Raw genomic sequence first — 26207 nt, forward strand, 5'->3', positions numbered from 1 at the left:
TGGTAACTGGTATGTTCTTGTTTTCTGGATCGTCGCCCGTCAGTCGGGTCTTGGATTGGCGAGCCCCCTGGCCGCTGGTCTCGCCCATCGCCGCAAAAGCGGCTGCATGAGCGTTCGCAGTAGCCGCCCACCGGTCCTCTGGCGTTCGTGCTTCCATGTCAGCAGGTCCGCGATCACCTGCTCCGGCGATGCAAAGCCTGCACCCGGGTAGCGCGACACGTAGCGCGGATACAGAATCAGCGCACCCGCAACCAGTGCTTCCAGCGTCAAGACGCGCTGACGGCGCGGATTGACGCAGCGATCATCGGTCAGGCCCCATCCCGCGTAGAACGGCATCCCATGCGTGGTCACCGGCTTGCCACGCAGCAGCGCCTCGAATCCGGCAAGCGAGGTGAGGACATGCAGCCTGTCCACTGACTCGATCAACTGGTGCATGGGATAGTCGGACACCAGCTCGTCGCACAGCGTGCCAAGCCCCAACTCCGCATCGCGGCTGCCGCGAAGGCCCGCCATCACATCCGGATGAGGCTTGTAGACGATGTAGGCATCCGGCGCTTCCCGACGGGCCGCTTCAAGCAACGCCCGATTGGTGTGAATGCCCGGCGCGCCGAAACGCAGCGATGCGTCGCTTTCCACCTGCCCCACCACCAGCACAACGTCCCCCACGTGCGCGGGCCGTTGCCACGTGCCACCGCCGACGTTGTACTTGGTGATGCCAGTCCGCACGATGGCGTCGCGTAGCCGTGCCGCGCGCGCCAGCGTTGCGGCATCGAACGACGTCTCCGCCAGCAACCGCTCCAGCACCGAGGGCTGCGTCGCGTCGTAGTAGATGCCGACGTCGTCGAACACCCATGACACCGGACGCACGAGTTGCGCGCCCAGGCCAACGGAACGGAGGAATCCGTCCTCGACCGTGACGACGGACCAGTCCGCACGCGGGCAAGGCAGTTGTCCCCTGCCCCAGCGCAGCACGGTCGCCTGTGGCGGAATCGTGCGTTCACGGCGATGAAAGCGAACGGTGTGACCCTGGAGGAATTGCCGGAGGATGGGACGCTTCCATCGGGAGAAGCCGATGGCGTGCACATGTGCGGGCAACTGTTGCCGCGTGCGACGCTGAAGTGCCAGATACTCGATCGCGTCCTCCACATCGCAACGCTGCCCGGTGTGCGGCGATACATATCGCGTGTAGCGCACCAGCGCGGCAAAGGCCAGTTGCGGCAGGGAAACCGGGATTCGGCGCTCTGGCGCGCGCAGGGCGTCCTGCGTCAGTCCCCATCCCGCATAGAACGGCATGCCGAACGTGTGCACCGGCTTGCCGTGCAGCAAGGCCTCGAAGCCCACCTGCGACGTGACCACGAACACGGCGGTTGCCTGCCGAAGCAGCGGGACGACATGAACATCTTCCTGCAGACGCAGCACGTCCCGATACTCGCCACGATCGAGCATGGCGCCGACATAGCCCTGCTTGCGCCCCAACTTGACCTCCGGGTGCTCCTTGACCACAACCTTGCAGCCGGGATACAGCCGCATCGCGGCACCGAGCATCGTCTGAAAGCTCTCCGCATCCGCAAGACCGTATTGCACGGAGGCATCGTTCGCAGTCTGGTCGATCACGAGCACATAGGGCGTATCCGTCGTATCAGCCAATTGCGTCGGGTCCGGAGCGTAGTTGTACTTCGATACCCCAGCCGCACGCCATTGCGCGATCAATCGCAGCGCACGTTCGTTTTCCTCCGCGGAAAGCGGCGCGGCGATCATCGACTCCAGACGTGACGGCGTCGTGGCGTCATAGAAGATGCCGAGGTCGTCGACCACGAGCGAGCAGGTCGGCGACGAAGCACCGGGATGCATCGAGCGGAGGAAACCATCTTCAAGGCAGAGCATGCGTTCGATGCCGCGCGCGCGCGCGAACGCCCACGCCTTGCGCGCGGTCGGACGCCGCCCCCAGGCGGCAACGCCTGTCAGCCCCTCAGCCGTGCGCCGCACGGACGAAACCATGACTACGTTCTCGCCCAGCAGCGTCTGCAGATGCTCGATGCCAAGTATCCCGCGGGAAAGGATACCGATGGCACCGTCACACGGCCGGCTCATCGGCGCCAAGGTCGTGGATCTGAAGAATGCCGACCACGCGGCCCACATCGTTCTTCACCACCAGACCACCGATGCGTGCGGCATGTATGCGCGCCTCGGCGTCCGCGAAGCGCTCATCAGGCGACGCCACCTTCGGATCGACGGACATGATGTCCCTGGCCAGGATCGACCGGTAGTCACGATCGGAATCGAACGCACGGCGGATATCGCCATCGGTAATGATGCCCAGCAACGCTTCACCCTGCATCACGAGCGCCATACCCAGACGGCCACGGTTGACCACATGCACCACGTCGCGGAACGTCGCGTCGGCAGCGCAGACCGGGAGGTTCTCCTTGTGCATGACATCGGCCACGCGCGTCAGTAATCGGCGCCCCAGACTACCGCCCGGATGGAACCGCGCGAAGTCCTCGGGCTGGAAGTTGCGCTTCATCGAGAGCACCACGGCCAGCGCATCGCCCATGACCAGCGCCGCCGTCGTCGAACTGGTTGGCGCCAGGTTGTTGTTGCAGGCCTCTTTTTCGACTGAAACGTCGAGCACGACGTCCGCGTGTCGTCCGAGCGTCGAATCCGGACGCCCTGTCATGGCGATCACAGGATTCTTCTGATACTCGAGGAACGGCAGGATACGAATCAGTTCCTCGGTTTCGCCGCTGTTCGAGATCATCAACACCACGTCGATCGGCTTGATCATGCCGAGATCACCGTGGAACGCTTCACCCGGATGCACCGAGAATGCCGGCGTACCCGTCGATGCCATCGTCGCCGCGATCTTCTTCCCGATCAGTCCAGATTTGCCCATGCCCACCACGACCACGCGGCCGCGTGCGCCCAACACGATGTCGATGGCGGCTTCGAACGCCGCACCGATGCGACTGGACATGCGATCCAGCGCCTGAATCTCCGTGGCAACAACATTGCGTGCCAGCGAGATGACCCCTTCCATGACTTCTACTCCTGCTCTTCTTTGTTCTGCTTGTATTTGTGTTGCTTGTACTTGTGCTGTTTGTCTTTGCTCTGCTCACGCGACTACAGCCGGCCCCTTCATGCCGGAGTTCCAGCCTCTGTCATCCCGACGGCGGCTTCAGTCGATGACCAGTGGCGTGAACGACTTGACGAGGTCATCCACCGCCTTGATCTGCGCGAGGAACGGCTCCAGCTTGTCCAGCGGCAACGCGCTCGGACCATCGCACTTGGCGTTGTCCGGGTCCGGATGCGCTTCCAGGAACAGACCCGCAAGACCCACCGCCATGCCGGCGCGCGCCAGATCCACCACCTGCTGCCGCCGGCCGCCCGACGCCGCACCGCCCGGATCGCGCTGCTGCAGCGCGTGTGTCACGTCGAAGATGATCGGCAAGTTGTTCGTCACGCGCTTCATGACGCCAAAGCCAAGCATGTCAACCACGAGGTTGTCATAGCCGAAACAGGTGCCGCGGTCGCACAGCATCAACTGATCGTTACCCGCCTCCTTGAACTTCTCGACGATGTTCAGGATTTGCGACGGGCTCAGGAACTGCGGCTTCTTGATGTTGATCGGCTTGCCCGTCTTGGCCAGCGCGACGACAAGATCGGTCTGCCGCGCCAGGAACGCCGGCAACTGGAGCACGTCAACCACCTCGGCCACCGGGGCCGCTTGCCACGGCTCATGGACATCGGTGATCACCGGTACCCCGAACGCCGCCTTGACCGCCTCGAAGATCTTCATGCCCTCTTCCAGCCCAGGCCCTCGATAGGAATGGATCGAGGAACGGTTGGCCTTGTCGAAGCTGGCCTTGAAAACGTAGGGAATGCCGAGCTTCTGCGTCACGCGCACGTATTCCTCGCACGCCCGCATGGCGAGATCGCGCGATTCGAGAACGTTGATGCCGCCGAAGAGGGTGAACGGGGCGGTGTTTTGAATATTGTCGATATCGAGCATCAGATTCTCCGTGGATTCGGGGTATGCCATTGCCAACGCTTCTTCACGCTCAAAGGATCACTCTCCAAATTCGAGTGCCTTGAATTCGTAAGTCGGCAAAGGACGAGCAAGCACAATCGCGCTCACCGATGCGATAGGAGACTTATTGCGAGGCTCGCCGCTTCAGGAGTGCATCAGCGATAAACAACTTCGGATCGCGCACCAGTTTTCTCCATTTCCGCCCGAACGCCGACCCCTGCGTTTTAGGTCGAATTTCAGTTCTTGCCACGACGATTGGTACTGCTGACTTCTCGGATGCAGCATTTACTGCACTTCTCGACACAGGTGCCTGCCTCGACATGTACTCGTCGAGACGATAGCGGTCGAACAGCATGCTTCTCTGAAGGTCGACGATCTTTCGCGAACGTACGATCGACTCAGCTCGGCCAGGAACCCTGACCACTTCATATTTGATGTTCTCGGAAATGGACAACTTTGCTTTATCCGTGTGCTTCCGCTCCTTTCTTTCCCATTTTGCAAAAGAATAGAAATCGTGGATCAGGTACGAGAAGAATCGGATCATTTTCTCGGAATCCACTGTCTTGAATTCACTGATCTTCCCGGCAAGATCCATCGCGGACGCGACGTGAGCATTTAGGCCATCGCAGGCGTAGAAGGCCTCACCAAAATAGAACACTGGCTTTCCATAAGCAGCCGATAGCACACCCACACCACTATTAATGAGGGTGACCGCATCCGCCATTTCCAGGATATCGCCAATATGGTAATCGTCCACATTTACGGCACCAGCGAATTTCTCTTTGTCCAGAGTAAGGGGGTGATTTTTGTAGACAACACGCCACTCGGGACCCAGAAATTCTGGCAACAATCGAACCTCATTTACGAAGTCCTGATAGGTTTTAATCTGACCGCAGAAGAAGTTCGTCGTTGTGTCGCTAGGGGACTGCATTGCGACAAAGAGTATCTTCGTCTCAATGGACTCCCCGAACAGTGTTCGCTTCAGATTCTTGCCACCAATCATATTGGACTGCGGCTCCAAGGCAACGCCCTCGATCTTGAGCGAACTAATATAGTCAATGGTATTGGCGCGCCTTTCGTCCGACAGATCTACCGGCCAGTTCGACTCCTGATATGCCGTGCTTTCCGCACAGAACCCGTGCCGATCAATATAGATTGACCAGGGAAGCGCACCACGTTCCACCACATATGTTGCTACCCCAAGCTCTTTACATTTCTCGTAAATCGCCTGGCGTCTGGGTGTTGCATAAGGATTGTTGAAGATGATCGATTCGATTGAATATTTTTCGATCAACTCTCCTACATTGCGTGGTTCGATATCATGCTCTTCAATAAGTAAAGGATTATTGAAGACTTCAAAGACCGCGGTATTGAAGGAGTGCGGATTCTTGCCCAAGAAGAGATGCGTCGGCTTCTTGCTGTTCCAAAGCGGCGTGGGCGTGAACTTCTGATCTCCGTACAATTGCGAGTTATGCTTGAAAATCTTGAGATTTCGCTCCCGAACAGCTACGGATCGATGGGATGCAATCGGATGCCAGATATGAAAGGAGTAGATGCCCTTGTTTGCGAGGAGATCGCCGTACACACGAAAAAGCGCCCGCCAGCCACGCCACTGGACCTGATCGCTATATTTTCGGGTATCGAGACGATAGAACTCTCTTGGCTTCTGAGTCTCAGTTGCCCTCAGCAACTTCAAAGCGAAATCAGAATCCTCGAGCCCCCAGCCTTCGAATGCTGGATCGTGGCCGCCGATACTGATGACATCCTGACGACGGCAGAGCATATACGACGACACTGGTGCATGAAATTCGATAACCGTCGAATCAGGATCGTTGATCTCCGTCGTCAGATCTGCATAGGTTTCATCATCAAATGCAGCACCGGAGAAGGATTCAGCAGCCTCCTGAGTCAGGTAAGACACCGGCGCAACGATGAATGGCCAACCGCCCTTAATAATGAGAGACTTGATCTGAATATTTAGCCAGTTATAGAAATCCACGTGATTCACAAGATCAACGTCTTCGAACAGAAGATATTCAGCCGTGGATTCCAGAATTGCCGCGTTTCGTGCCTCCGATGCATTCCAGATTTCACCTCGCGCATCAACGTAAATGTACGTGAAGCCACCATTCCGGCATACTTCGCTAATCTTTGCGCTCTCTTCCGGGCTCGATCCGTAGTCGACGACCAAGAACCTGATATTTCCAGGAAGTCGATAAGTCGTTCGCCACCGAAGCCGTTCGATGACGTCATATTCATCCCTGGAACGAACCGCAATAATTACGTCGACAGAGAAATCTGGCGTATCAATTGAATTCATATTGCTGAGCATTTATTCAAGTCCCTTAAATTTCAATTTATGCGTTCAATTGCTACAAACCCAGAACCACCTTGGCACTAATCGCAATCTGATAAAGAATCTGGAACACGTCCTTGGCGAACTGGCGCGTCTTGAAATCGATTTTCGGCAACACCATGATTTCATCGCCCGGATAAACTGTGCCGTCCTTCTTGCCGTCCGAGAAACTGCCGTCGCGATGCGCGATGATGATTCGCGACGTATCGGCGTTCTGTGAGAAGCCGCCAGCCTGTTGAATCAGGTCGTCCAGATCCATGCGCCCGTCGAAGGCGATGGCGTTCGGGAAGAGCACTTCCCCGCTCACCAGCACGAGCCCATCCTTGACCGGCACACGCAGGACGTCGCCGTTTTCAAGCAACAGGTCATCCCGCGCGGCGGATTTCGAGATCAGGGTCTGGCCGGACGCTTCAATCTTCTTGGCGCGTTCCACCCACTGCAGCACCAGCGCGGCTTCTTCCTTGCGCAGTTGGGCCTCTTCGGCGGTGCCCGAACGGGCGGTCAGCACGCTCGACTCCAGGCTCTTCAGGGTGGTGGCCAGCAATGTCTGCTGGCGATCCTTCACGCTCAGACGGAACAGCTGAATGCTTGCGGCATCCGATTCCGGCGTGAATTGCACCTGCTTCAGCAGTTGCCCCATGCGGCTGCCATAGGGCAACACGAACTCTTGCGGGCCAGTGTGCTCCCCCTCGACGCGCACCGTGATCGTGCCGGGACGTTTGTCGGCTGTGAAATCAATCTCGTCGCCGTCATGCAGCACGATCTGATGACCTTCGGAGATCCGGAAGTACTCGACGTTCTTCACCGTTCCGGTATTGCGGACCACCCGCACGTTGGTGGCCGACGGCAAGGGCCTGGCTAGCCGAACGAACTGGTCGAGACGGGCGATATCGCCCATGAACTCGAAGCGCTTTGCGTTCTCGGCCAAGCCGCTCACCTTTACGGTTTTCTTGCGGGCCTGCACGAAGATCACGTCGCCGTTGTTGAGTTGCCGTGCCGTGAGGTCCCCCTTGAGCAGGAAGTCGTAGAGATTCACGACGTCCAGCGTCTGGTTGGCCCGCTTGATCGCAACGTCCAGGAACGATCCACGATCCGGGTCGATGCCGCCCGCCTGATCGAGATAGCGCAGCACGCTGTCGCTCGATGTGCCGTCGTACATGCCAGGGCGACGCACGGCGCCGGTCACGTACACCCGCACCGGCTGCGCGGCCAGCAGGCTGGCGTAGATCGATACCTTGCTGGCAAACGCGCGGCGCAGTGCATTGCCGACGGCGGTCTGCAGGTTGCCGTTGGTCGTGCCCTGGACGTGGAAGGGGCCAACCTCGGGCAGCAGGATGTTGCCGCCGGCATCCACCACAAGCACGGTGTCAAGGTTGTAGCCGTTCCACATGCGCAGCTGGATGCGGTCCCCGACCGAAATCACATGGCTTGGATTGAAGAGCGCCGAGCTGTCTCGACTGAACGCCCCCGTGAACAGTTGCGCGCCAAAGGCGTCGCTCGCCATATTGGCCGCGTAGTCATTGTTCTGCGGCGCGTTGGCCGGCGCTGCCGTGTCCAGGCGGGCGGGCACCACCGGCGCGGCGGCAGGCACCGCAGGCACGCCGCCGCTGACCGGCATTCCTGTCAGCAACGTGCCACCTTGCGCTGCCAGGGCGGCGTATTCCATTTGTCCGACACCGAGCGAGCGCGACGAAGTCTGCGCGTGTACCGGCATGATTGCGAGGCTGGCGGCAACCGCGCCAGTGGCGATGATTCTTCTGAGCATGTCAGTCTCGGTGGTCGCGGATGATGGCGCTCAGCAGTTGCACTACACCTGCCAGCATTGAGGTCGCCAGCACGAACACCACAATGTTGTAGAGCCGTCGGGGCTGGAGCGGGTACTCCGGCCGGGTCGGGCTCTGCACCACGGCAACGTTCTTGAGTTTGCGGGTAGCTTCGATACGCGCCTTTTCAAGGGCGCCGATGGCCGTCTTGTAGATGTCGAACGCGAATTCGGCTGCCGCCTGCAGGCGATCGTGCTCTTCGACCACGCGGTTCAGGCCACGTCCCTTGGTCGACACCATCCGGCCATGCTGCTCGGCAATCTGCCGCTCCACGGCGGCGATCTGCGCATCCAGGTGCTGGATGGTCGGCGACTGTGCCGTGTAGATTTCCTTGAGGGAGTTCCGCTTGACGTTGAGCTCGGCAAGCGTGGCTTCCGCGTTTGCCACCACGCCGGAGAGGCTTTCGACTTCGCCACGCGGCGACACCAGACCGTTGGCGTTCTGGTAGGCCACCAGCGCCTGACGCGCCGCTTTCAGCCGCTCGCCCTGGTCGTGCACCTGTTTCTCGATGTAGACCACCTGCTCGCTGGCGATGCGATGGGTCATCTCGTTCATGAAGCGCTCGCCTTCGGACACCAGTTCCTGGGCGATGTCGTGGGCCATGTCAGCGCTGAAGCCCTCGACCCGGATCACCAACACGCGCGCGAAGTCATCGTAATCGACGCTCACGCGTTTAAGGTAGTAATCATGAAAGCGCTCCAGCGAAGCATCCTCAAACCACAGCCGCGACAACGGGTCACGATGGCTATCCGCGTAGTGCTTGCGCAGGCCGAGACGCGCGTCCAGCTTCTTGAGCATGTCCACGGAGAGCAGGTATTCGCGCAGCAACAACAGGTCCTGCGGCGCGGAGGACGTGCCGGTCAACAGCGACGTGAAGTCAGAAGCGCTAGCGCCCACGCCATCGCTGCGCTCCACCACGACGCGCGCTTCAGACACATAGCGGTCGGAGGCAATTACGCTCCAGTACACAACAGCCAACAGGCAGGCGCCGAAGGCCAACTGCCAAATGCGGTTCAGGCGCGTAATGCGGCCAACCTGGCCGACCGCGCCCGACGTAATCGTCTTCATCATCCCGAAATACTTCCCCTGTACTCCCGCAGAGCCTCCTCGACGGAATCGAACCAATGCGCGCGGCCCTGATGCAGCCAGACCGCCGATTGGCAGAAATTTTTCAACGTGGATTCGCTGTGCGAAACCATGACCAGGCCCGCTCGCCCGACAAGGTCCTCGAAGGCCTTCTGGGACTTGCGCTTGAACGCCGCGTCGCCCACCGACGTCAGTTCGTCGACCAGATAGGTGTCGAAGTCGAAAGCGAGCGACAGCGCGAAGGCGAGTCGCGACCGCATACCCGACGAGTAGGTCTTCACCGGGTCATCAAAGGCGTCGTTGAGTTCGGAGAACTCGCGCACGAACTCAAGCTTCTCGTTCAGTTCGTCCCTGACGCCGTGAATGCGGCAGACGAACTTGGTGTTCTGCCGTCCGCTGAGCGACCCCTGGAATCCACCACTCAACCCAAGCGGCCAGGACACGCGGCAATTGCGGACAATCTTTCCGCCGTTTGGCTGATCGATGCCGCCCACCAGGCGCAGCAGCGTCGATTTGCCCGCGCCGTTAGCACCGATCAGCGCCACCCGGCTATGCCGGGCGATCTTGAGCGACACGCCCTTGAGCACCCACTTCGAGCCATGTGAGGTGCGATAGCGCTTGTGAACGTCGGAGACCTCGATCATTGCGCCGTCAGCCTTGTCGCGTATCGCACGTGCAAGGCCAGCCCCAGGAACATCGTCGACAAAGCACAAAAGCCCAGGTAACCCAGACTGATCTGTGTTGCGCCGTGATACGCGGCGAACCATCCAATGCGCATTGCTTCCACGCCATGCGTGATCGGATTGGCGAGCACCGTGTCACGCATCCCGCCTTGCGGCAGGTTCGACACCGAGTACATGACGGCGGACAGGAAATATAGCGGCGTGAACAGAAGCCGGACGATCTTGCCGACCTCGGGCAATAGCGTCTCGACCACCGAGAGAATCAGCCCGAGACCGAGTCCGAACGTCCAGAGCAGGCCACCCGCACCGATGACCAGCAACGGATTCGAGGGCCGTATGTCGATGTCGAACAGCGCCAGCGCAGTCAACAGAATCGCGCCAACGATGAGGTACAGGAATGCCTCGACAGCGGCGCGCACCAGCACAGTGTCCACGGGCCGCACCTGCCGGTAGGAGAACAGCGCAGCGTTCGCCTGAATCGCATCCATGCCGCGCTGCGCGATATTCCGCACCAGGAAAAAGCTCCACACACCAACCAGCACGAACACCTCGATATTGGCGCCCCGAACCACGGCATGTCTCAGCACGCCGATCACCACCATCAGAAAAACGAGGTGTGCCGCCGGTTCGAGCAGGATCCACAGCCACGCGGAACGACCAGCCGCCAGGCGGCCGTTCGCCTCGCGCAGGAACAGCGCCTGCCAGACGGAAAAAGCAACGGAGAAGTCGGTGCGGACCGATGTCCGGTTCATTGTTCGTATTTTTGTGTTGTGTTCACCAGTGATGCGGCTTCACCAAAGGCGAAGCAACGCCGAGCGGACGCCTGACTCCCCGGGGACGAGGAGGTCGGCACAGGACGCGCCCATCGCAGCAGAAAGCGCGCGAAGGCTGATGATCAGAAACCGGGTGAGAGAACGGAGGAACAGACAGGAGCCGGTCCTGGCCACGCCTAGAATGGCAGGCAGGCTCCAGCAAGGAGCAGCGCGCTCCTTTTGACGTGCCTACTTCATTTGGCCATGGCAGCAGCCTGCCTGACCGGCAAAGACTACGGACTTCCAATCGCTTTTTCCAATGCACACGACAGTCCTGTCTAGACAGGACTGTCCCAAGCACCTTCCCCATTCCTCAAGTTTCCTGAACGATCCGAGACTTGATGGCTATATCCACTACGACAACGGCCGCAATGCTAATGCACGAATTGATTAAAGTGCAACAAAAACTGACAATTTGACATATCCCCCATATGAGGCTTGACACCTCTCTTCCGCATACATGGCAGTGATCGCGATTTGCGATTATGTTGATGAATCAACGAAATTCAGGCAATGAATTCCGACGCTGCCACTGATTACCAAGGGACATCAGGCAATACCGGCGATAATGCGAATTTATAATGAGGGTATTGCGCGCACCTTTACGGGGGAACAGATGAACAACCAGAGCGCTCATCATTATTTAAGTCATTGATTATTATGGACTAAATCCGCATAAATGGCCAATGTACCGGCGGAATATTCGCTAAGAAATGGCGACATTGGACACAGCGATGGAGAATAGGCCACAGCCGCTCTGGAGCGAGTCCGCTCCTCGTCATGGATTATCTTGATGTCAAGCCGTTCCCGACCTGGAAATTACGTTTTATCGACCATCAAACGATGCCGGAGAATAACCGGGACGGCCATCGTATTCACTGTACTCAGGGCGTCGCCCTGCAATCTGTACTTATGAGATGGAGAACACGTAGCACAGGGAGCCCGATTAATTACCCCCCATTGCGGGGGTATAAAAACAAAAAGGGCCTGTGACTTTCGCCACAGGCCCTTCGTAATACTGGTGGGTCGTGCGTGACTCGAACACGCGACCAACGGATTAAAAGTCCGCTGCTCTACCGACTGAGCTAACGACCCGCAAAAACTGAATCGGCGATTATAGGGATACTCCTACTGACTGTCAAGCATGACGGCTCGCCCGGCGCTTTAGGCCATGCGTTCGAGCCGCCAGATCTGGTACTTGAACGCCAGCACTGCCCCGACGATGATCGCGGCGAAAGCGATGAACGAGCCGACTGCCAGCGTCGACACACCCGACAGCCCCTGCCCCACGGTGCAGCCCAGCGCCGTGACGCCGCCTGCCCCCATCAGGATGCCTCCGACCATATGGTTGGCCACGTCCTCGGCATTGCCGAATCCCTCCCAGCGGAACGTGCGCGAGGCCAACGCATAGGCTGCCGCGCCAGCGATTACGCCGAACACGCTGACAATGCCGATCGTCAGCACCTTGCTCTTGTCGCTGAACATCATCAGCCAGTCCAGGGTGTACGCATACGGCGCCACGAAGCTCAGGCTTTCCATGCGACCGCTGTTGCTGGCCACGAACAGTTCCTCGAGCGTGTTCGGGTCCTCGGACACATAGCCGATATGGCCCGATACATACCACATGCCGACGATGATCAACCCAACCGCCAGCCCGCCCAGCAGGTTGTCGAACGTGCGAAAGCCGTTGCCGAGCAGCGCCCAGATAACCAGCACGGCGCCGATCACCACACCCAGCGCCAGTTGCAACGTGCCGCGCGCCAGGCCGGTGCCATGCGCGATAAGCGACGGCAGATCCTGCGTCGCCGGCAGTGTGACAGCCACGGTATCGACCGTGCTCACTCGCACCACGCCGAACAGGCCACGCAACGTCATATAGGCCGAGAGCCCCAGGAAGACGAACACCACCAGCGACTTCAGGTTGCCGGCGCCAATCCGTACAAGCGTCTTGCTGCCGCAGCCCGACGCCAGCACCATGCCGAAGCCGAACATCAAGCCGCCCACTGCCGCAGACAGCCAGCCGAGCCTGGCCGAGGTGTAGATCGTCTTGGTCGGATCGATCAGGCCAGCCCAGGCCAGTACGCCAGTGCCGATCATTGCCACGCCAATGGCCATGATCCACATACGCATCCGGCTCCAGTCACCGATGTTGACGATGTCGGAGACGGCGCCCATCGTGCAGAAATGCGTGCGCTGCAGGATCGCGCCAAACAGGAAGGTCAGAACGAAAGTGCTCAGCAGCACGGTGCGCGTAAGCGCTGGGATATCGATATCGGGCATGTCGGACCGGGGGTGGCTCGTGGATTTCTGTCTGGAGGGGGCACTCTGGCGGCGCCCCTCTCTTCTTCAATCAGTTGGAGGTCTGGTAACGGGTCGGGTCGGGCACGCCGGCGGCCTCGAACCCTGCCCGGCGAATCCGGCACGAATCGCATACGCCGCACGCGCGGCCATCGTCATCTGCCTTGTAGCACGAGACGGTCAAGCCGTAGTCGACGCCGAGCTTCACGCCCGCGAGAATGATCTCGGCCTTGGTCATGTCGATGATCGGCGCATGCACGTGAAAACGATCGCCTTCTACGCCAGCCTTCGTAGCCAGGTTGGCCAGCGCCTCATAGGCGGCGACATATTCGGGCCGGCAGTCCGGATAGCCGGAGTAGTCGACGGCATTCGCGCCGAAAAACAGGTCGCGTCCGCCAATTGCCTCGGCCCAGCCAAGCGCCAGCGACAGCATAATCGTATTGCGCGCCGGCACGTAAGTGATCGGAATTCCGCCTGCGGTGCCGTCGGTGGGCACGTCTAGCGCGTCATCGGTCAGAGCTGACCCCCCGAAACGGCGCAGGTCGAGGTCGATGATTTCGTGGCGCTTCGCGCCGAGTTCGGCCGCCACGCGTTTGGCCGCTTCAAGCTCGGATGAATGGCGCTGGCCATAGCGCATGGACAGCGCATAGGTTTCGAAGCCGGCCGCGTTGGCCATGGCGAGGACGGTGGCGGAATCAAGGCCGCCGGAGAGCAGAACGATGGCGCGTTTGGTCATGATGATTGCGCGCGGAACAAGCGCGCTGTAATACGCCCGGATTGGGCGAAGCGCGTATTTTAGCGCGGTGGCCGGATCAGCAGGATCAGGCACGGCTGATGGCCTGAATCCCACGGCAATTGATAAGCGCCAGCCCAAAGAAAAAGGCCCGCTCGCGCGGACCCTTTCCTGGACTACATACCGGTATCGGTTACTTCAGCGTCTTCAGCCGGTTGCTCGCGGCCTGGGCACCTTCAGTCCCCGGATATTTCGCCACCACGGCTTCCAGTGTCTTCTTGGCTGCGGCCTTCTGGCCAGATTCGAACTGGTTGTTGGCGATGGCGATCATGGCGTCCGGCGCCTTAGGGTGCGTCGGGAAGTTCTTCACCATGGTATCCAGCACGTAGGTCGACCCCTTGTAGTCGCGCTGCGCGTAGAGCGAATTGCCGAGCCAGAACTGCGCCAGCGGCAAGTACGGGCTTTGCGGATACTTCTTCGCAAACGCCGAGAAGGCATTGCCCGCGCCCTTGAAGTCGCCCGACTGGAACTGCTTCAGCGCTGCGTCGTACTCCGGCTTCTCGGTCGGTTGGGCGATGCCCTCGCGCCCTTCCACGGTCACCTGCTGCGGCTCGAATTTCTTCAGGCGCGCATCCAGGTCAGCGTAGTAATCCTTCTGCTGCTTCTGCAGCGTATCCACCGTGTTTTGCAGCACTTCATTCTGACCGCGCAGTCGGGCAACCTCCTGGCGCAGACCTTCGAGCTGGTTCTGCGCGTCGAGCAGGGTCCGGCTGTTCTGGTCGATACGCTGGGATGCCGTGGCCTGGAAACCGTTGAACTGGTCCCGGATCTGGATCACCGCACGGCGCGCCTCGTCGTCGTCAAAGACGCCGGCGTGCGCGGGAATGGCTGCCAGCAGGCCACCGCCGGATACAGCGGCCAGCCATAGCAGCGTGGAAACGCGAGCATTCATGAAGAATTATCCGTGGATCAGTAAACGATATCGGCGCGACGGTTCTCGGCCCACGAGGCATCATCGTGCCCGGTTGCCTTCGGCTTTTCCTTGCCCAGGCTCACAGCTTCCATCTGCGAGTCAGGCACGCCCATCGCAGCCAGCGAACGGCGCACGGCTTCGGCACGCTTCTGGCCCAGTGCCAGGTTGTACTCGCTGGTGCCACGCTCGTCGGTGTTGCCCTGGATCAGGATCTTGCGGCTCTTGTTGCTGCCCAGGTACTGCGAGTGGGCTTGCAGCATGCCTTGGTAGTCCTGCTTCACCGAGTAGCTGTCGAAATCGAAGTACACGCTGCGCTTGGCCAGCGGGCCGTTCGGGTCGTTCAGCGGGTCACGCGAAACATCAACCGGCGCCACATTGCGTGCGTCGGTGGTCGCGCCGGTGCCGGCGCCGGACTTCGATGCGTCGTCGAGCTTCACACCCGAGCTGCAGGCGCCCAGAGCCAGCAGAGCAGCAATGGCGAGCGATTTGGTCATCATTTGGGACATGGCGAGAGACTCCTCTTTTTTACTGCATGAAAGGCCCCCAGGACGGCTCTCGAACAGCGCCGGACTGGAGAGACAGAACCTGCTTGGTGCGTCCGTCCGTGGAGACTGCCGCCAGTACGGAGCGGCCGCCCACGCGGGTGGCATAGAGAATGTACTTGCCGTTGGCCGCGAAGCTCGGGGATTCATCGTTGGTCGTATCGGTGAGCGACGTCACATCACCGTTCGACAGGTCCTGTAGTTGCAGCCTGAAGCCACCGCTGCGCGAAATGTAGGCCAGGTACTTGCCGTCCGGCGAGATACGCGGGCTGACGTTGTAGCTGCCCTTGAAGGTCACGCGCTGCGCTGCGCCGGATTCCTCGCCAGACGCCGGCATACGGTAGATCTGCGGCGCGCCGCCGCGATCGCTGGTGAAATAAATGCTGCGGCCATCCGGGGAGAACTGCGGCTCCGTATCGATGGCGCTGCTGCGGGTCAGGCGACGCAGGCCTGAGCCATCGGCGTTGACCTGGTAGATCTGCGTGTTGCCGTCGCGGGAGAGCGACACGGCCAGGTGCTGGCCATCGGGCGACCAGGACGGCGCGCTGTTATTGCCCTTCTGATTCGACACCACAACACGCTTGCCCGTCGCCAGGTCATGCACGTAGACCACCGGTTTCCTGGCTTCGAACGAGACATAGGCCACACGGCGGCCATCGGGCGACCACGCGGGGGAGATGATCGGTTCGGTGCTGGTCAGCGCGATCTGGGCGTTCTGGCCATCCGAATCGGAGATCAGAAGCTGGTAGCGATTGCCCACCTTCGACACATACGACAGGCGCGTGGCAAACACACCGCGCTCGCCGAGCAGCTTCTCGTAGATGTAGTCGGCGATCTTGTGCGCGGTCACGCGGAGCTGGCCCTGCGTGACGGTGAATGCCAGACCGCCAAGGCTCTGCCCCTTGGCGGTGTCATACAGGCGGAAACGCACCTCGTACTGGCCATTGCTGGTCGGCGTCACGCTGCCGGCCACGAACGCGTCGGCGCCCTTCGCCTTCCAGCTGCCCAGGTCCACCTGGGCCGATTCGGCCACGGTGGCACCTGCGGGATCGACGTTGCGGAAGCGTCCGCTGTTCGTCAGGTCGCTGCGAATGATGGCGGTCAGGTTCTGCGGGGCCTGGGCCTCGCCCTGGAAGTTGGCGGTCGCTACCGGGAACTGGTTCGAGCCAACTCCGGTGATCTCCACGTTCAGTTGCGCGTGCGCCGCGCCCGCCGACATCAATGCCGCAGCCAGCCACGCCATCAAGGCATGGCGGCTCTGGTCGCGGGTGGGATTGGCGTTCTGGCGTCGGGATAGCCAGTTGGGGGCCCAAAGCTTTCGCATGCTGCTCCTCAGTCGATTTCAGGTTTCATCGTTGCGGCGGCACAGCAAACACGGCGAGACGGGCGACATGCGGCTTGGCATGGCCCCACAAGCGTACGTATTGCACGCTGCCGGCCGCGTCAGGCAACCATTCATGGTAGCGGTGGGACCTAACGCCCACGATGAAGGTTGCATTATGTTGCAAAACATGGCGCTATCGACACGGTTCGCCGTTCAACCCTTCGGCCTGAACGTAATCGTGAAGTTCGCGGGTGCTTTGCCGTCCTCATCGCGCGGCAGCGGGTCGGAGCGGTGCACTGCACGCAGCACGGCGTTGTCCCAGTCCGAATTGCCGCTCGACTTGGTCAGCCGCGCCGACAGCAGCGAACCATCCGGCGCCAGCGAGACCGACACCACGGCTGCAGGATTGCCCTCGACATCGCCACCAAAAATGATGTTGGGCTTCACGAGGCGACGCACGCGGTCGGCGTAGCCCGGAGAAGCCTTGCCTCCCGATCCGGCGCCCGAACCCGCGGCGCTGCCGACTCCACCGCCGGACGAAACGCCGCCACCTGCCATTGCCTGCAAGCGGGCCAGTTCGCTCTTGCGCTGGGCGTTGGCCGCGGCGTCACGCTTGGCCTTGGCATCGGCGTCGGCCTTCGCCTTGGCTTTCTGCTCGGCATCGGCCTTCGCCTTGGCATCCGCGTCAGCCTTGGCCTTCGCCTTCTGATCAGCCTCTGCCTTCGCCTTGGCGTCCGCGGCTTCCTTGCGTTCCTGGTCGGCCTTTTTCTTCGCGTCTTCCTTGTGCTGCGCCTCGAGTTGCTGCTGACGCAGGTCTTCCTTGCGCTGGGCTTCCTTCTTTTCCTGGTCTTTCTTTTCCTGTTCCTTTTTCGCCTGGTCCTTGCGCTCCTGCTCCTTGCGCGCGGCCTCCTGCTTCGCCGCTTCGCGCTCGGCGGCCTCTTCGGCCTGCTTGCGCTTCTGGCGTTCCAGGGCGATATCGGCCGCTTCCTCGACCTTGCTGCGCACGGCAGGCTCGGGCGGCGTGGGACGCGGCTGCTCCACCGGGCGCGGCGGAGGCGGTGGTGCAGGCGCGACGTCCGGCACCTCTTCCCAAAGCTCCGCCTCGGCTCCCACCGGCGTGCTGCTCTGCCAGTGCACACCGTAGTACAGCACGATACCGAGCAGCAGATGCATCACCAGCGCCAGCAGGAACGAGCGAAGCGTGCCACGTTCCTTGACTGGCTGGTACGGATAGGCGGCGGCTTCCACCGCGCGCGCGGGCCGTTGATGCGGATGACGGGACGAAAGGCTGGCCACTTTGAGTTGCGACGTTGAGGCGCTTACTTGGACTTCACCATCAGGCCGACGCGCTTGACGCCATCGGCCTTCAACACGGACATCACGTCGAGCACGGCTTCGTACTTGACGGAGCGGTCGGCGGCAATCACCACCGGCTGGTCCGGATTTTCATTCTGACGCTGGTGCACGAAATCGATCAGGCCACGCTTGTCGAGCTTGCGCTCGAACGCGTTGCCGGCGTTGTCCTTGCCACGCGCGGTCAGCTCGCCGTCCTCGTGCACGGTGACGATGATCGGCGGCGTCTGTTGCTGCGGCGTGGCATTGGCCACTGACGGCAGGTCCACCACGGCCGGGTTCACGATTGGTGCTGCCACCATGAAGATAACGAGCAGCACGAGCATCACGTCGATATACGGCACGACGTTGATTTCCGCACTGGCCCGACGGCGTGATCCGCCGCGGCGCTGAATGGCTGCCATGACTGGTGCTCCCCCGCTCTCGGTTTAACGCGTCTGGCGCTGAAGGATGTTCAGGAATTCTTCCATGAAGCTTTCGAACCGGATGGCCAGACGGTCGATTTCCGTGGCATACCGGTTGTAGGCGATCACGGCCGGGATAGCTGCAAACAGGCCGATCGCGGTGGCCACGAGTGCCTCGGCGATACCGGGCGCCACCGATGCAAGCGTTGCCTGCTGCACATTCGACAGACCGCGGAATGCGTTCATGATCCCCCAGACCGTGCCGAACAGGCCGATATAAGGGCTGACCGAACCGACCGACGCCAGGAACGGCAGGTGCGATTCGAGCACGTCCATTTCACGCTGGTACGCGGCGCGCATCGCGCGGCGGGCGGCGTCGAGCAGCGCGCCGGCCTCGTTGCCACGCTCGCGTGCCTTCAGGAACTCGCCCATGCCCGATTCGAAGATCCGCTCCAGGGCGCCGGTGTTGTGACGATTGTTGACCGCACTGTTATAGAGCGCCTGCAGGTCGCCGCCTGCCCAGAAATCGCGCTCGAAGCCCTCGGTCTGCGTGCGCGCGGCGCGCAGTGCCAGGTGCTTGCGGAAAATGTAGGTCCACGAGAACAGGGACATCACCAGCAGCAGGGCCATGACGGCCTGTGCCAGCAGACTGGCGTGAAGTACCAGCGAAATGATCGACAGGTCTTGCGTGACGGTCACTGGATTCATCGAGCGTTTTTGATAGTGGCGAGAACAGGGGCAGGAATCGGGGTCGGCCGGAACGTGCTTTTATCGACACATCCGACTCGAATTTGGCCGGCGGCCAGCATCAGCTCGCCACGCCAGGCTTCCTGGGCAAATTGGACCGACGCCGGTCCGACGCGTTCGATATGCGTACGGATCTCGAGCTGGTCGTCCAGCCGGGCGGGCGCATTGTATTCCACAGTCGTGCTGCGGACGATGAAGACCACGCCGGACGAATCCGCGAGGCTCTGCTGTTCGACGCCGAGCGAGCGCAGCCATTCGGTCCTGGCCCGTTCGAAGAATTTGAGGTAGTTGGCGTAGAACACCACGCCGCCTGCGTCGGTATCTTCCCAATACACGCGCAGCGGCCATACGAAATTTGGCATGGCGGGCATTGTAACGGAGTGCACTGGTAAACCCGTGTGTGACTTTGCAACAGCAAGTTGCGAGCCAATCCTCGCCAGGCCTTGCCGGATCAAGGCCGAGCGCGCATCCGGGCCCGCCATCGTCTTGCGGCAAGCCGCTTGCTCGCGTAAACTCTGCGGCAACCATTCCACCTTGCGCGACTGGCGAAGTCAGTGGGTACTACCACGAGGAAGCGCAAGTTCATTGGGCGTGATATTCGATGCGCCTGCCGCTCGCCTGGGCAGCGAATGGGAAGCAGGGTGCGCCCTGCACCGGCTGGTCGCGTTTTCGCGCCCCCGGTGCTGGACGCCAGTGCCTTCCCCGCGCGCCCTAATACGCGAAAATTCCGCAATACAGAGTAGCGTCGACAGGCATCCGGTTTCCGTACCGGCCGTGCCATCCGCTCTCCCTTTTAAACAGACGAGTCACGCCATGTTTGAACGTAGCCGCTTCACGATCGAGCAAATCGACCCCGAAGTCTTTGCCGCGATCCAGAAGGAAAATCAGCGTCAGGAAGATCACATCGAACTGATCGCTTCCGAGAACTACACCTCGCCGGCCGTGATGGCCGCCCAGGGTTCGCAGCTCACCAACAAGTACGCCGAAGGCTATCCCGGCAAGCGCTACTACGGCGGTTGCGAGTATGTGGACGTGGTGGAGCAGCTCGCCATCGACCGCGTGAAGCAACTGTTTGGCGCCGAAGCCGCCAACGTGCAGCCGAACTCGGGCTCGCAGGCCAACCAGGGCGTGTTCTTCGCCATGCTCAAGCCGGGCGACACGATCATGGGCATGAGCCTGGCCGAAGGCGGTCACCTGACCCACGGCATGGCGCTGAACATGAGCGGCAAGTGGTTCAACGTGGTCAGCTACGGCCTGAACGCGCAGGAAGACATCGACTACGACGCGCTGGAAAAGCTGGCCCACGAGAAGAAGCCGAAGCTGATCATCGCCGGCGCATCGGCTTTCGCGCTGCGCATCGACTTCGAACGCATCGCCAAGGTTGCCAAGGCAGTTGGCGCCTACTTCATGGTGGATATGGCCCACTACGCCGGCCTGATCGCCGCCGGTGTGTACCCGAACCCGGTGCCGCACGCCGACTTCGTGACCACCACCACCCACAAGAGCCTGCGCGGCCCGCGCGGCGGCGTGATCCTGATGAAGGCCGAGCATGAGAAGGCCATCAACTCGGCCATCTTCCCGGGCATCCAGGGTGGCCCGCTGATGCACGTGATCGCCGGCAAGGCCGTAGCCTTCAAGGAAGCGCTGCAGCCGGACTTCAAGGCGTATCAGGAACAGGTGGTCAAGAACGCCGCCGCACTGGCCGAAACGCTGATCGCCCGCGGTCTGCGCATCGTGTCGGGCCGTACGGAAAGCCACGTGATGCTGGTTGACCTGCGCGCCAAGAAGATCACCGGCAAGGAAGCCGAGAAGATCCTCGGCGACGCCCATATCACGGTGAACAAGAACGCGATCCCGAACGATCCGGAAAAGCCGTTCGTCACCTCGGGCATCCGCCTGGGCTCGCCGGCCATGACCACGCGCGGCTTCAAGGAAGAAGAAGCCCGCCAGGTGGCCAACCTGCTCGCCGACGTGCTGGACAACCCGCACGACGAGGCCAACATCGCCGCCGTGCGCGAACAGGTTGCCGCACTGACCCGTCGCTTCCCGGTCTACGGCTGATTCGCCAGTCGATCGCGCTATAGTTAGCGCACACGAACGGCGCTGTCACCTCTATGGTGACAGCGCCGTTTCAACAACCGCAGGACCGCAACAGAAATCGAAGATGCAAAATGCGGTCAGGCTCTTACATTCAGGTGGTCAGGCATGAAATGCCCCTTCTGCGGTCATTCCAGCACCCAGGTTCTTGACAGCCGCGTCTCGGAAGATGGCGATACCGTGCGCCGCCGACGCCGCTGCGAAGCCTGCGACCGCCGCTTCACCACCTACGAGCGGATCGAGCTGTTCTTTCCCGCCATCGTCAAGAAAAATGGCTCGCGCGTGGACTACGCGCGCGCCAAGCTCAAGGATTCGATGCGGCTGGCACTGCGCAAGCGGCCAGTTTCCGCCGAGGCCATCGACGAAGCGATCACTCGCATCGAAGAAAAACTGCTGGCTCTGGGCGAGAAGGAAATCCCGAGCAGCCAGGTCGGCGAGCTGGTCATGCGCGAGCTTCGCAAGCTCGACAAGATCGCCTATATCCGCTTTGCATCCGTGTATCGCAGCTTCGAGGACGTTTCCGAATTCCGGGACATGCTCGACGAATTCTCGTCATCCACCCCGCGAAAGGGGTAGGAAGGACCGCAGAAGCGCTGTCTCATCACCACTTGCTGCTCTTGGGTAGAGCGAGGCAAGCGAGCGCGCTTGCAGGTCCGCCTCACGGCCTGTGTGCAACCCGGACCTCGAAAGCCAGACTTGCGTGATGTCACGCCCCTGACGACTCTGGCACTGACTCGGATGTTTCCGGGCTCGACTCGGAAACACACTGACACCAATCCTCCACAGCCAGACACGTCCTGACACCATCCCCGCCGTTATCGTGGCCTTCCGTTCCAATCGAACCGATACGCCATGGTTGCCCGCCTTCACCCCCGTTCCCCTTCATTGACTTCGTGCCGAGGTCACGTCCTGTTCGAGGCATTGCTGAGCCTGGCCGTCATCGGCCTCGGCGCGATACCGCTGGGGATGCTCGGCACGGTCTGCCTGCGCTGGACCGGTGAACAGGAACACCTGACCACCGCCCTGATGCGGGCCGCTGAACTGGCCGAAGCAAGTGCAATGGCACTGCAGCCACCCGGCAACGACGCGCTCCCGATCCCGCTTTGCGGATTGGCCGGGCAGCAAGAGCGTTGCGTGCCAGACAAACGCCTCGCGATCGCGACCATCGAGAGCCGTTCTCCGACGGATGCAGCCGGAATTGACACCATGCCTACCCGGCTGGCATTGTGGGTAGCACCATGAGGCCAAGATCGCAGCAACACGGCTTCACCTTGGTGGGCATGATGATCGGTGTCGCGCTTGGCACGATTGCAATGCTCGCTGCGCTGACCATGTGGCAGGTCATGCGGGACGCCTATGCCAGTGTGGCAGACGGGATCGAGATCGAAGAGCGCGGTCAGCGCGCATTGGCCATCATCGCGCATGCGATCCGGCATGCGGGCTGGATTCCCGCGCAGGTTGCGCTGGAGCCCGCACACCCCGCCCCACAGGGGCCGCTTGAAGGCCATGACGATTGTGGTGCGCCGTCGATCGATGACGGGCTGGAATGTGGGCGACGCGGCGTCCGTGGCAGCGATGCACTGCTGGTGCGATTTTCCGGCAGCGGCCGGGCAACCGACCCAAGCCTGGCCGACGGCACGATGACTGACTGCAGTGGCTACGCGCTGCCTGCAAAAACAGTTGGCGACGGCATCGCGCCGCCAGCACACCATGCCGCGACCAACGTCTTCTATATCGGCAACGGTAGCGATGGCGTTCCCCAGTTGCTGTGCCGTTACCCGCGCCGCAGCGACAACCGCGCGCAGGCACACGCCTACACATCCGGCACCCTTGTGCGCGGCGTCGAGTCGATGCAATTGCGTTTCGGCATGGTCGATGAGGGCGATGGCCAGGGCGAGAGCGATCGCGTCCCCGCTCTGCTCGACGCTCAAGACGTGGCGCGACAGCGACAACTCGCCTGGCATCACGTGCGAGCGGTACAGGTCACGCTCGTCGTCCAGGGACACCGCCCGACTGTCAGTCGCGCGCCGAGACAACGAACCTTCACCACGACCGTTCGTCTACGCAATCCGTCTCCATGCCGGGAAGCCCTATGCTGAACCTCCGCCCACATTCCGGTGCGGCGCTACTGGCATTCCTCTCCAGCCTGCTACTGATGATGGGTAGCATCGGCGCCGCCGCCGCGCACCTGCTGTTTGCCGGGCGAAGCATGACGAGCCAGTGGCTGGACCGCGAGATCGCCTTCCGCGCGGCCGAGGTGGCGCTGCTCGACGCGGAAGCAGATCTGATCGCCGCCATCGCGGACGTCGGCGGCGGGCGACTGGCGTCATGGCCAACGCCCGGAACGTGTGGGACGGGAGCACAACGCGGACTGTGCATGGCCGATGGCGACATGACGGCATGGATGCCATGGCTCGAGGGCAATTTGCCCGCAGATCTCGGCATCGAAGCCGGCACGTTCACGCGTATCACCATGCCAATCCTGCCCGCCGATGTCATCGGAGCGACCACGGCACCTCGTTACGTGATCGAACCCCTTGATGATCGAACCGGCCTGACAGCCGACGCCTGGCCGCGCTTTCGCATCACGGCGCTAGGCTTTGGGCGCGACACCGGCGTCCGGGCTCTGCTCCAGACGGAGTTTCAGCCGTGATGCGCCATCGCACATGCTTCGACGGCATCGTCATCCTTGCACTTTGGCTGAGCATGACCGCCCCCAGCCATGGCTCCACGACCGGTCAGCTTCCGCTCAGCTACCGCATCTCGGCAGGCAGTTTTCCATGGACCGGCCGGCTCCATGCAATCGTCTTCCGCACCGCGCGCATCCACACTTCCACCGTGCTCACGAAATGGGAGGCGGGCGCCGAGCTTGACCTGCGCGATACCGCCTCGCGCAGGCTATACCTCGGTGGCGATCGTCTCGTGCCATTCCATTGGCGCTCCATCGACGCCGACGCCCAGGCAGAACTTCACACCCCCGAGCCCAGTGGCAATGGCACGAGACGGCTCGCATGGTTGCGAGGCGACAGGACGGACGCCACACTTCGCCCGCGCGACACGCGATTGGCCAGCGGCGCTGGCGCCCGCGTGCGCGTTGTGGCAGCCCCAGCCTGGCTGCCGATGCAACCGGGCCACGCCCAATTTCGCCTGCGTCACGCAAACCGCGCGGTCACCGTCTGGATCGGTACGCGCGACGGCATCGTGCATGGGTTCGATGCCGTGACCGGCAAGGAACTTGCAGGATTCCTCCCGCGCGCCGCGCTGGCCGGTTCCGCCGCCCTCACCGTACCGGGCAGCGCCATGCCCGTGGCGCCTTGCCCGCGCCCGGATAGCATCGATGCGGATCCATCCGGCGTCTGGCGAACGCTGTTGTTGTGCGGCATCCCGTCGACGGACAGGCGGCCGGCCGCCGTGTTCGCCCTGGATGTCTCGTCACCGGAAAGCGAAGCGCCGATCCGGCTGCTCTGGGAAATTCCTGCTTCCGAGACGTTGCCATTGACAGGTCAGGGCCCGATCCGCGCACTCATGTGGATCGAACACGGCGCACGTCGCTGGGCCGCGCTGACCATCCTCACCGCGGCACCGGAAACCGGCTCACCTGCCGGGATTGCACTGCTGCCGCTTGATCGGTCCATCGTGAATGGACTCCCATCCGGCACGGTGCCAAGGCTATATCTGCCCTCGACCGGATGCGGTGCAGACACCACCAGGACTCGGCTGCTCGCAGCCGGCGTGCTTGCCAACGCAAGTGGCCACGCCCGTGCCGCATACGTCGTCGACGACACCGGCAGACTCTGGCGATTCGGACTCGATCACCTCGGCGCCGCGCAGCAGGCGGAGCCAGCACGATGCCTGCATCGTCAGCGCGGAAGTGCCACCGCCGAGGCGCCAATCATCATGCATCCGTCCAGCGGACCGCTCGTCATCTACGCGGGCGGTGGCGAGCTTTCCGCAATTCCCGATGGGCGCGGTCCGCGCGGCACCCCCTCACGGATCGACGCCATCGTGTCAGGCAATGGCGTGATCCTCCGTGCGGGCCAGCCCCAGTTGGACACCGGTGCGAATGGCTGGACTCTGCCACTCCCCCATCCTGGGGAATCGATCACGACGCTGGACAACGTTGGCCCGGCGCATCTGAGCTTCACCACGCTAACACCCGACGGGCGCACTCGCAGCTACCTGATCGAAGCGGCCAGCGGAGAGTCAGTCATGCAGACGGACCCGGATGGCACGCTCGTGCGCACCGTAACCGGTGTGCCGTTCGATGACCGGTTCGGCACGCCAATCGCCGTGGTATCGCCAACCTTGAACGGGGGGCCGGTCGTGCCCGGCAAGTCGACCTTCGACACGTTCGAGCTCGGCATGTGGCAGGTCGACGGCAACACCGCGCATCTCGCGCAGAACACGCACTATCGGCGCCGGCGCGGACGCCTTGGCTGGCGCGAACTGATCCGAACCGAGCCATGAACCTCGCTCATCTTGCTCATCTCGCTCCCCTCAGACGCATCAGTCGCCGCCAGACCGGCTACAGTCTTGCCGAACTGCTGGTGACCCTGCTGATCGCCGCGATCCTGTCGATGCTGGCGATGCCCGCATGGCGGCATCATCTGGAACGCGCGTGGCGCGTACAGGCACGGGCCGAGCTGGTTTCCGCGATGCTCGCACTCGAGCGGCACGCTTTGCTCACCACCTCGTTCGCCAGCACACCGGGCGCGGCGACACCAGCCGGCCAGTGGCCGCGTCCCGTACCGCCCCCACCAGCCCGCACGCGCCACTGGCTGACTGCCACAAGCTGTGCCGGACTCGATCTGTCGCGTTGTGTGGAGATACGCGCCACCCCAGTCCATGTGGACAAAGCGTGTGGCACGCTGATCCTGCGCAGCAATGGCGAGTGGCTTTCGATGCCCACGGCGGATGCCACCGCCATTCCCCTGCCCTGGGAGTGCTGA

At 61.7% G+C, this 26207-nt stretch carries 24 protein-coding genes, 1 tRNA gene and 1 riboswitch; of the genes, 7 read left to right on the forward strand and 18 right to left on the reverse strand.

Translation table 11 applies throughout. The features are described 5' to 3' along the window. Nucleotides 1-39: 39 nt before the first annotated feature. The 18 genes from K6G35_RS12055 to ybgC all read right to left on the reverse strand — a co-directional run bounded on the left by K6G35_RS12055 (nt 40) and on the right by ybgC (nt 19523). Nucleotides 40-2091: a capsule polysaccharide biogenesis protein gene (locus tag K6G35_RS12055; protein WP_495675770.1), complete on the reverse strand. Its 2052-nt coding sequence runs from the start codon at nt 2089-2091 to the stop codon at nt 40-42. Beyond that, entirely contained in the window at nt 2075-3037 is a 963-nt protein-coding gene (locus K6G35_RS12060) for a KpsF/GutQ family sugar-phosphate isomerase (RefSeq protein WP_186424882.1), read from the reverse strand. Before K6G35_RS12060 ends, K6G35_RS12055 begins: the two co-directional genes overlap by 17 nt. 138 nt (nt 3038-3175) lie before the next feature. Beyond that, nucleotides 3176-4039 carry a 3-deoxy-8-phosphooctulonate synthase gene (gene kdsA, locus K6G35_RS12065; protein ID WP_495675771.1) on the reverse strand — a complete coding sequence of 288 codons (864 nt, stop codon included), beginning with the start codon at nt 4037-4039 and terminating at the stop codon, nt 3176-3178. A 112-nt stretch (nt 4040-4151) separates the two neighbouring features. Then, the gene (locus K6G35_RS12070; RefSeq protein ID WP_495675772.1) at nt 4152-6359 is read right to left on the reverse strand and encodes a galactosyltransferase-related protein; all 2208 of its coding nucleotides are present in this window, start codon (nt 6357-6359) and stop codon (nt 4152-4154) included. Nucleotides 6360-6399: 40 nt separating this feature from the next. Beyond that, entirely contained in the window at nt 6400-8148 is a 1749-nt protein-coding gene (locus tag K6G35_RS12075) for a polysaccharide biosynthesis/export family protein (RefSeq protein ID WP_008642280.1), read from the reverse strand. Between the two features lies 1 nt (nt 8149). Next, nucleotides 8150-9277: a KpsE/RkpR family capsule polysaccharide export protein gene (locus K6G35_RS12080; RefSeq protein WP_008642279.1), complete on the reverse strand. Its 1128-nt coding sequence runs from the start codon at nt 9275-9277 to the stop codon at nt 8150-8152. Next, nucleotides 9274-9936, reverse strand: coding sequence for an ABC transporter ATP-binding protein (locus tag K6G35_RS12085; RefSeq protein WP_008642278.1), 663 nt, complete (start codon nt 9934-9936; stop codon nt 9274-9276). Before K6G35_RS12085 ends, K6G35_RS12080 begins: the two co-directional genes overlap by 4 nt. After that, entirely contained in the window at nt 9933-10727 is a 795-nt protein-coding gene (locus tag K6G35_RS12090; protein ID WP_008642277.1) for an ABC transporter permease, read from the reverse strand. The genes K6G35_RS12085 and K6G35_RS12090 overlap by 4 nt, the downstream gene beginning before the upstream one ends. A gap of 1079 nt (nt 10728-11806) precedes the next feature. Beyond that, nucleotides 11807-11882: transfer RNA gene (locus K6G35_RS12095), tRNA-Lys, on the reverse strand. Nucleotides 11883-11951: 69 nt separating this feature from the next. Then, the gene (locus tag K6G35_RS12100; protein WP_495675773.1) at nt 11952-13067 is read right to left on the reverse strand and encodes a YeeE/YedE family protein; all 1116 of its coding nucleotides are present in this window, start codon (nt 13065-13067) and stop codon (nt 11952-11954) included. 70 nt (nt 13068-13137) lie between these two features. Further along, nucleotides 13138-13821, reverse strand: coding sequence for a 7-cyano-7-deazaguanine synthase QueC (queC, locus tag K6G35_RS12105; protein WP_008642275.1), 684 nt, complete (start codon nt 13819-13821; stop codon nt 13138-13140). A gap of 190 nt (nt 13822-14011) precedes the next feature. After that, the gene (ybgF, locus tag K6G35_RS12110; RefSeq protein WP_008642274.1) at nt 14012-14770 is read right to left on the reverse strand and encodes a tol-pal system protein YbgF; all 759 of its coding nucleotides are present in this window, start codon (nt 14768-14770) and stop codon (nt 14012-14014) included. 17 nt (nt 14771-14787) lie between these two features. Continuing rightward, nucleotides 14788-15297 carry a peptidoglycan-associated lipoprotein Pal gene (gene pal, locus K6G35_RS12115; RefSeq protein WP_011517248.1) on the reverse strand — a complete coding sequence of 170 codons (510 nt, stop codon included), beginning with the start codon at nt 15295-15297 and terminating at the stop codon, nt 14788-14790. Between the two features lie 19 nt (nt 15298-15316). After that, nucleotides 15317-16657 (reverse strand): Tol-Pal system beta propeller repeat protein TolB, encoded by a 1341-nt coding sequence (gene tolB, locus K6G35_RS12120; protein WP_035884775.1) that lies wholly within the window; start codon nt 16655-16657, stop codon nt 15317-15319. 213 nt (nt 16658-16870) lie between these two features. Continuing rightward, nucleotides 16871-17953: a cell envelope integrity protein TolA gene (gene tolA, locus K6G35_RS12125; protein ID WP_495675774.1), complete on the reverse strand. Its 1083-nt coding sequence runs from the start codon at nt 17951-17953 to the stop codon at nt 16871-16873. 23 nt (nt 17954-17976) lie between these two features. Further along, nucleotides 17977-18414, reverse strand: coding sequence for a protein TolR (gene tolR / locus K6G35_RS12130; protein ID WP_008642269.1), 438 nt, complete (start codon nt 18412-18414; stop codon nt 17977-17979). A 24-nt stretch (nt 18415-18438) separates the two neighbouring features. Beyond that, nucleotides 18439-19122: a protein TolQ gene (gene tolQ / locus K6G35_RS12135; protein ID WP_011517252.1), complete on the reverse strand. Its 684-nt coding sequence runs from the start codon at nt 19120-19122 to the stop codon at nt 18439-18441. Continuing rightward, complete coding sequence (ybgC, locus tag K6G35_RS12140; protein WP_008642267.1) at nt 19119-19523, reverse strand: tol-pal system-associated acyl-CoA thioesterase; 405 nt, start codon at nt 19521-19523, stop codon at nt 19119-19121. The genes tolQ and ybgC overlap by 4 nt, the downstream gene beginning before the upstream one ends. Nucleotides 19524-19689: 166 nt before the next feature. Then, nucleotides 19690-19792, forward strand: a riboswitch (ZMP/ZTP riboswitch). 182 nt (nt 19793-19974) lie between these two features. On the opposite strand from ybgC, the gene glyA reads away from it, so the two are divergent. The 7 genes from glyA to K6G35_RS12175 all read left to right on the forward strand — a co-directional run bounded on the left by glyA (nt 19975) and on the right by K6G35_RS12175 (nt 26207). Further along, nucleotides 19975-21222, forward strand: a complete 1248-nt coding sequence (gene glyA, locus K6G35_RS12145) for a serine hydroxymethyltransferase (RefSeq protein ID WP_008642266.1) — start codon at nt 19975-19977, stop codon at nt 21220-21222. A 144-nt stretch (nt 21223-21366) separates the two neighbouring features. Then, nucleotides 21367-21834, forward strand: coding sequence for a transcriptional regulator NrdR (nrdR, locus tag K6G35_RS12150; protein ID WP_008642265.1), 468 nt, complete (start codon nt 21367-21369; stop codon nt 21832-21834). 276 nt (nt 21835-22110) lie between these two features. Continuing rightward, nucleotides 22111-22500 (forward strand): hypothetical protein, encoded by a 390-nt coding sequence (locus tag K6G35_RS12155; protein WP_080709907.1) that lies wholly within the window; start codon nt 22111-22113, stop codon nt 22498-22500. Further along, a complete protein-coding gene (locus K6G35_RS12160) occupies nt 22497-23357 on the forward strand; it encodes a PilW family protein (RefSeq protein WP_035884774.1) in 861 nt (286 codons plus the stop codon). Before K6G35_RS12155 ends, K6G35_RS12160 begins: the two co-directional genes overlap by 4 nt. After that, nucleotides 23351-23911: a pilus assembly PilX family protein gene (locus K6G35_RS12165; RefSeq protein ID WP_035884773.1), complete on the forward strand. Its 561-nt coding sequence runs from the start codon at nt 23351-23353 to the stop codon at nt 23909-23911. Before K6G35_RS12160 ends, K6G35_RS12165 begins: the two co-directional genes overlap by 7 nt. After that, complete coding sequence (locus tag K6G35_RS12170) at nt 23911-25725, forward strand: pilus assembly protein (protein WP_495675775.1); 1815 nt, start codon at nt 23911-23913, stop codon at nt 25723-25725. The genes K6G35_RS12165 and K6G35_RS12170 overlap by 1 nt, the downstream gene beginning before the upstream one ends. After that, nucleotides 25722-26207: a type IV pilin protein gene (locus tag K6G35_RS12175; protein ID WP_008642255.1), complete on the forward strand. Its 486-nt coding sequence runs from the start codon at nt 25722-25724 to the stop codon at nt 26205-26207. The genes K6G35_RS12170 and K6G35_RS12175 overlap by 4 nt, the downstream gene beginning before the upstream one ends.

The organism is Cupriavidus sp. HY129, from assembly GCF_059492215.1.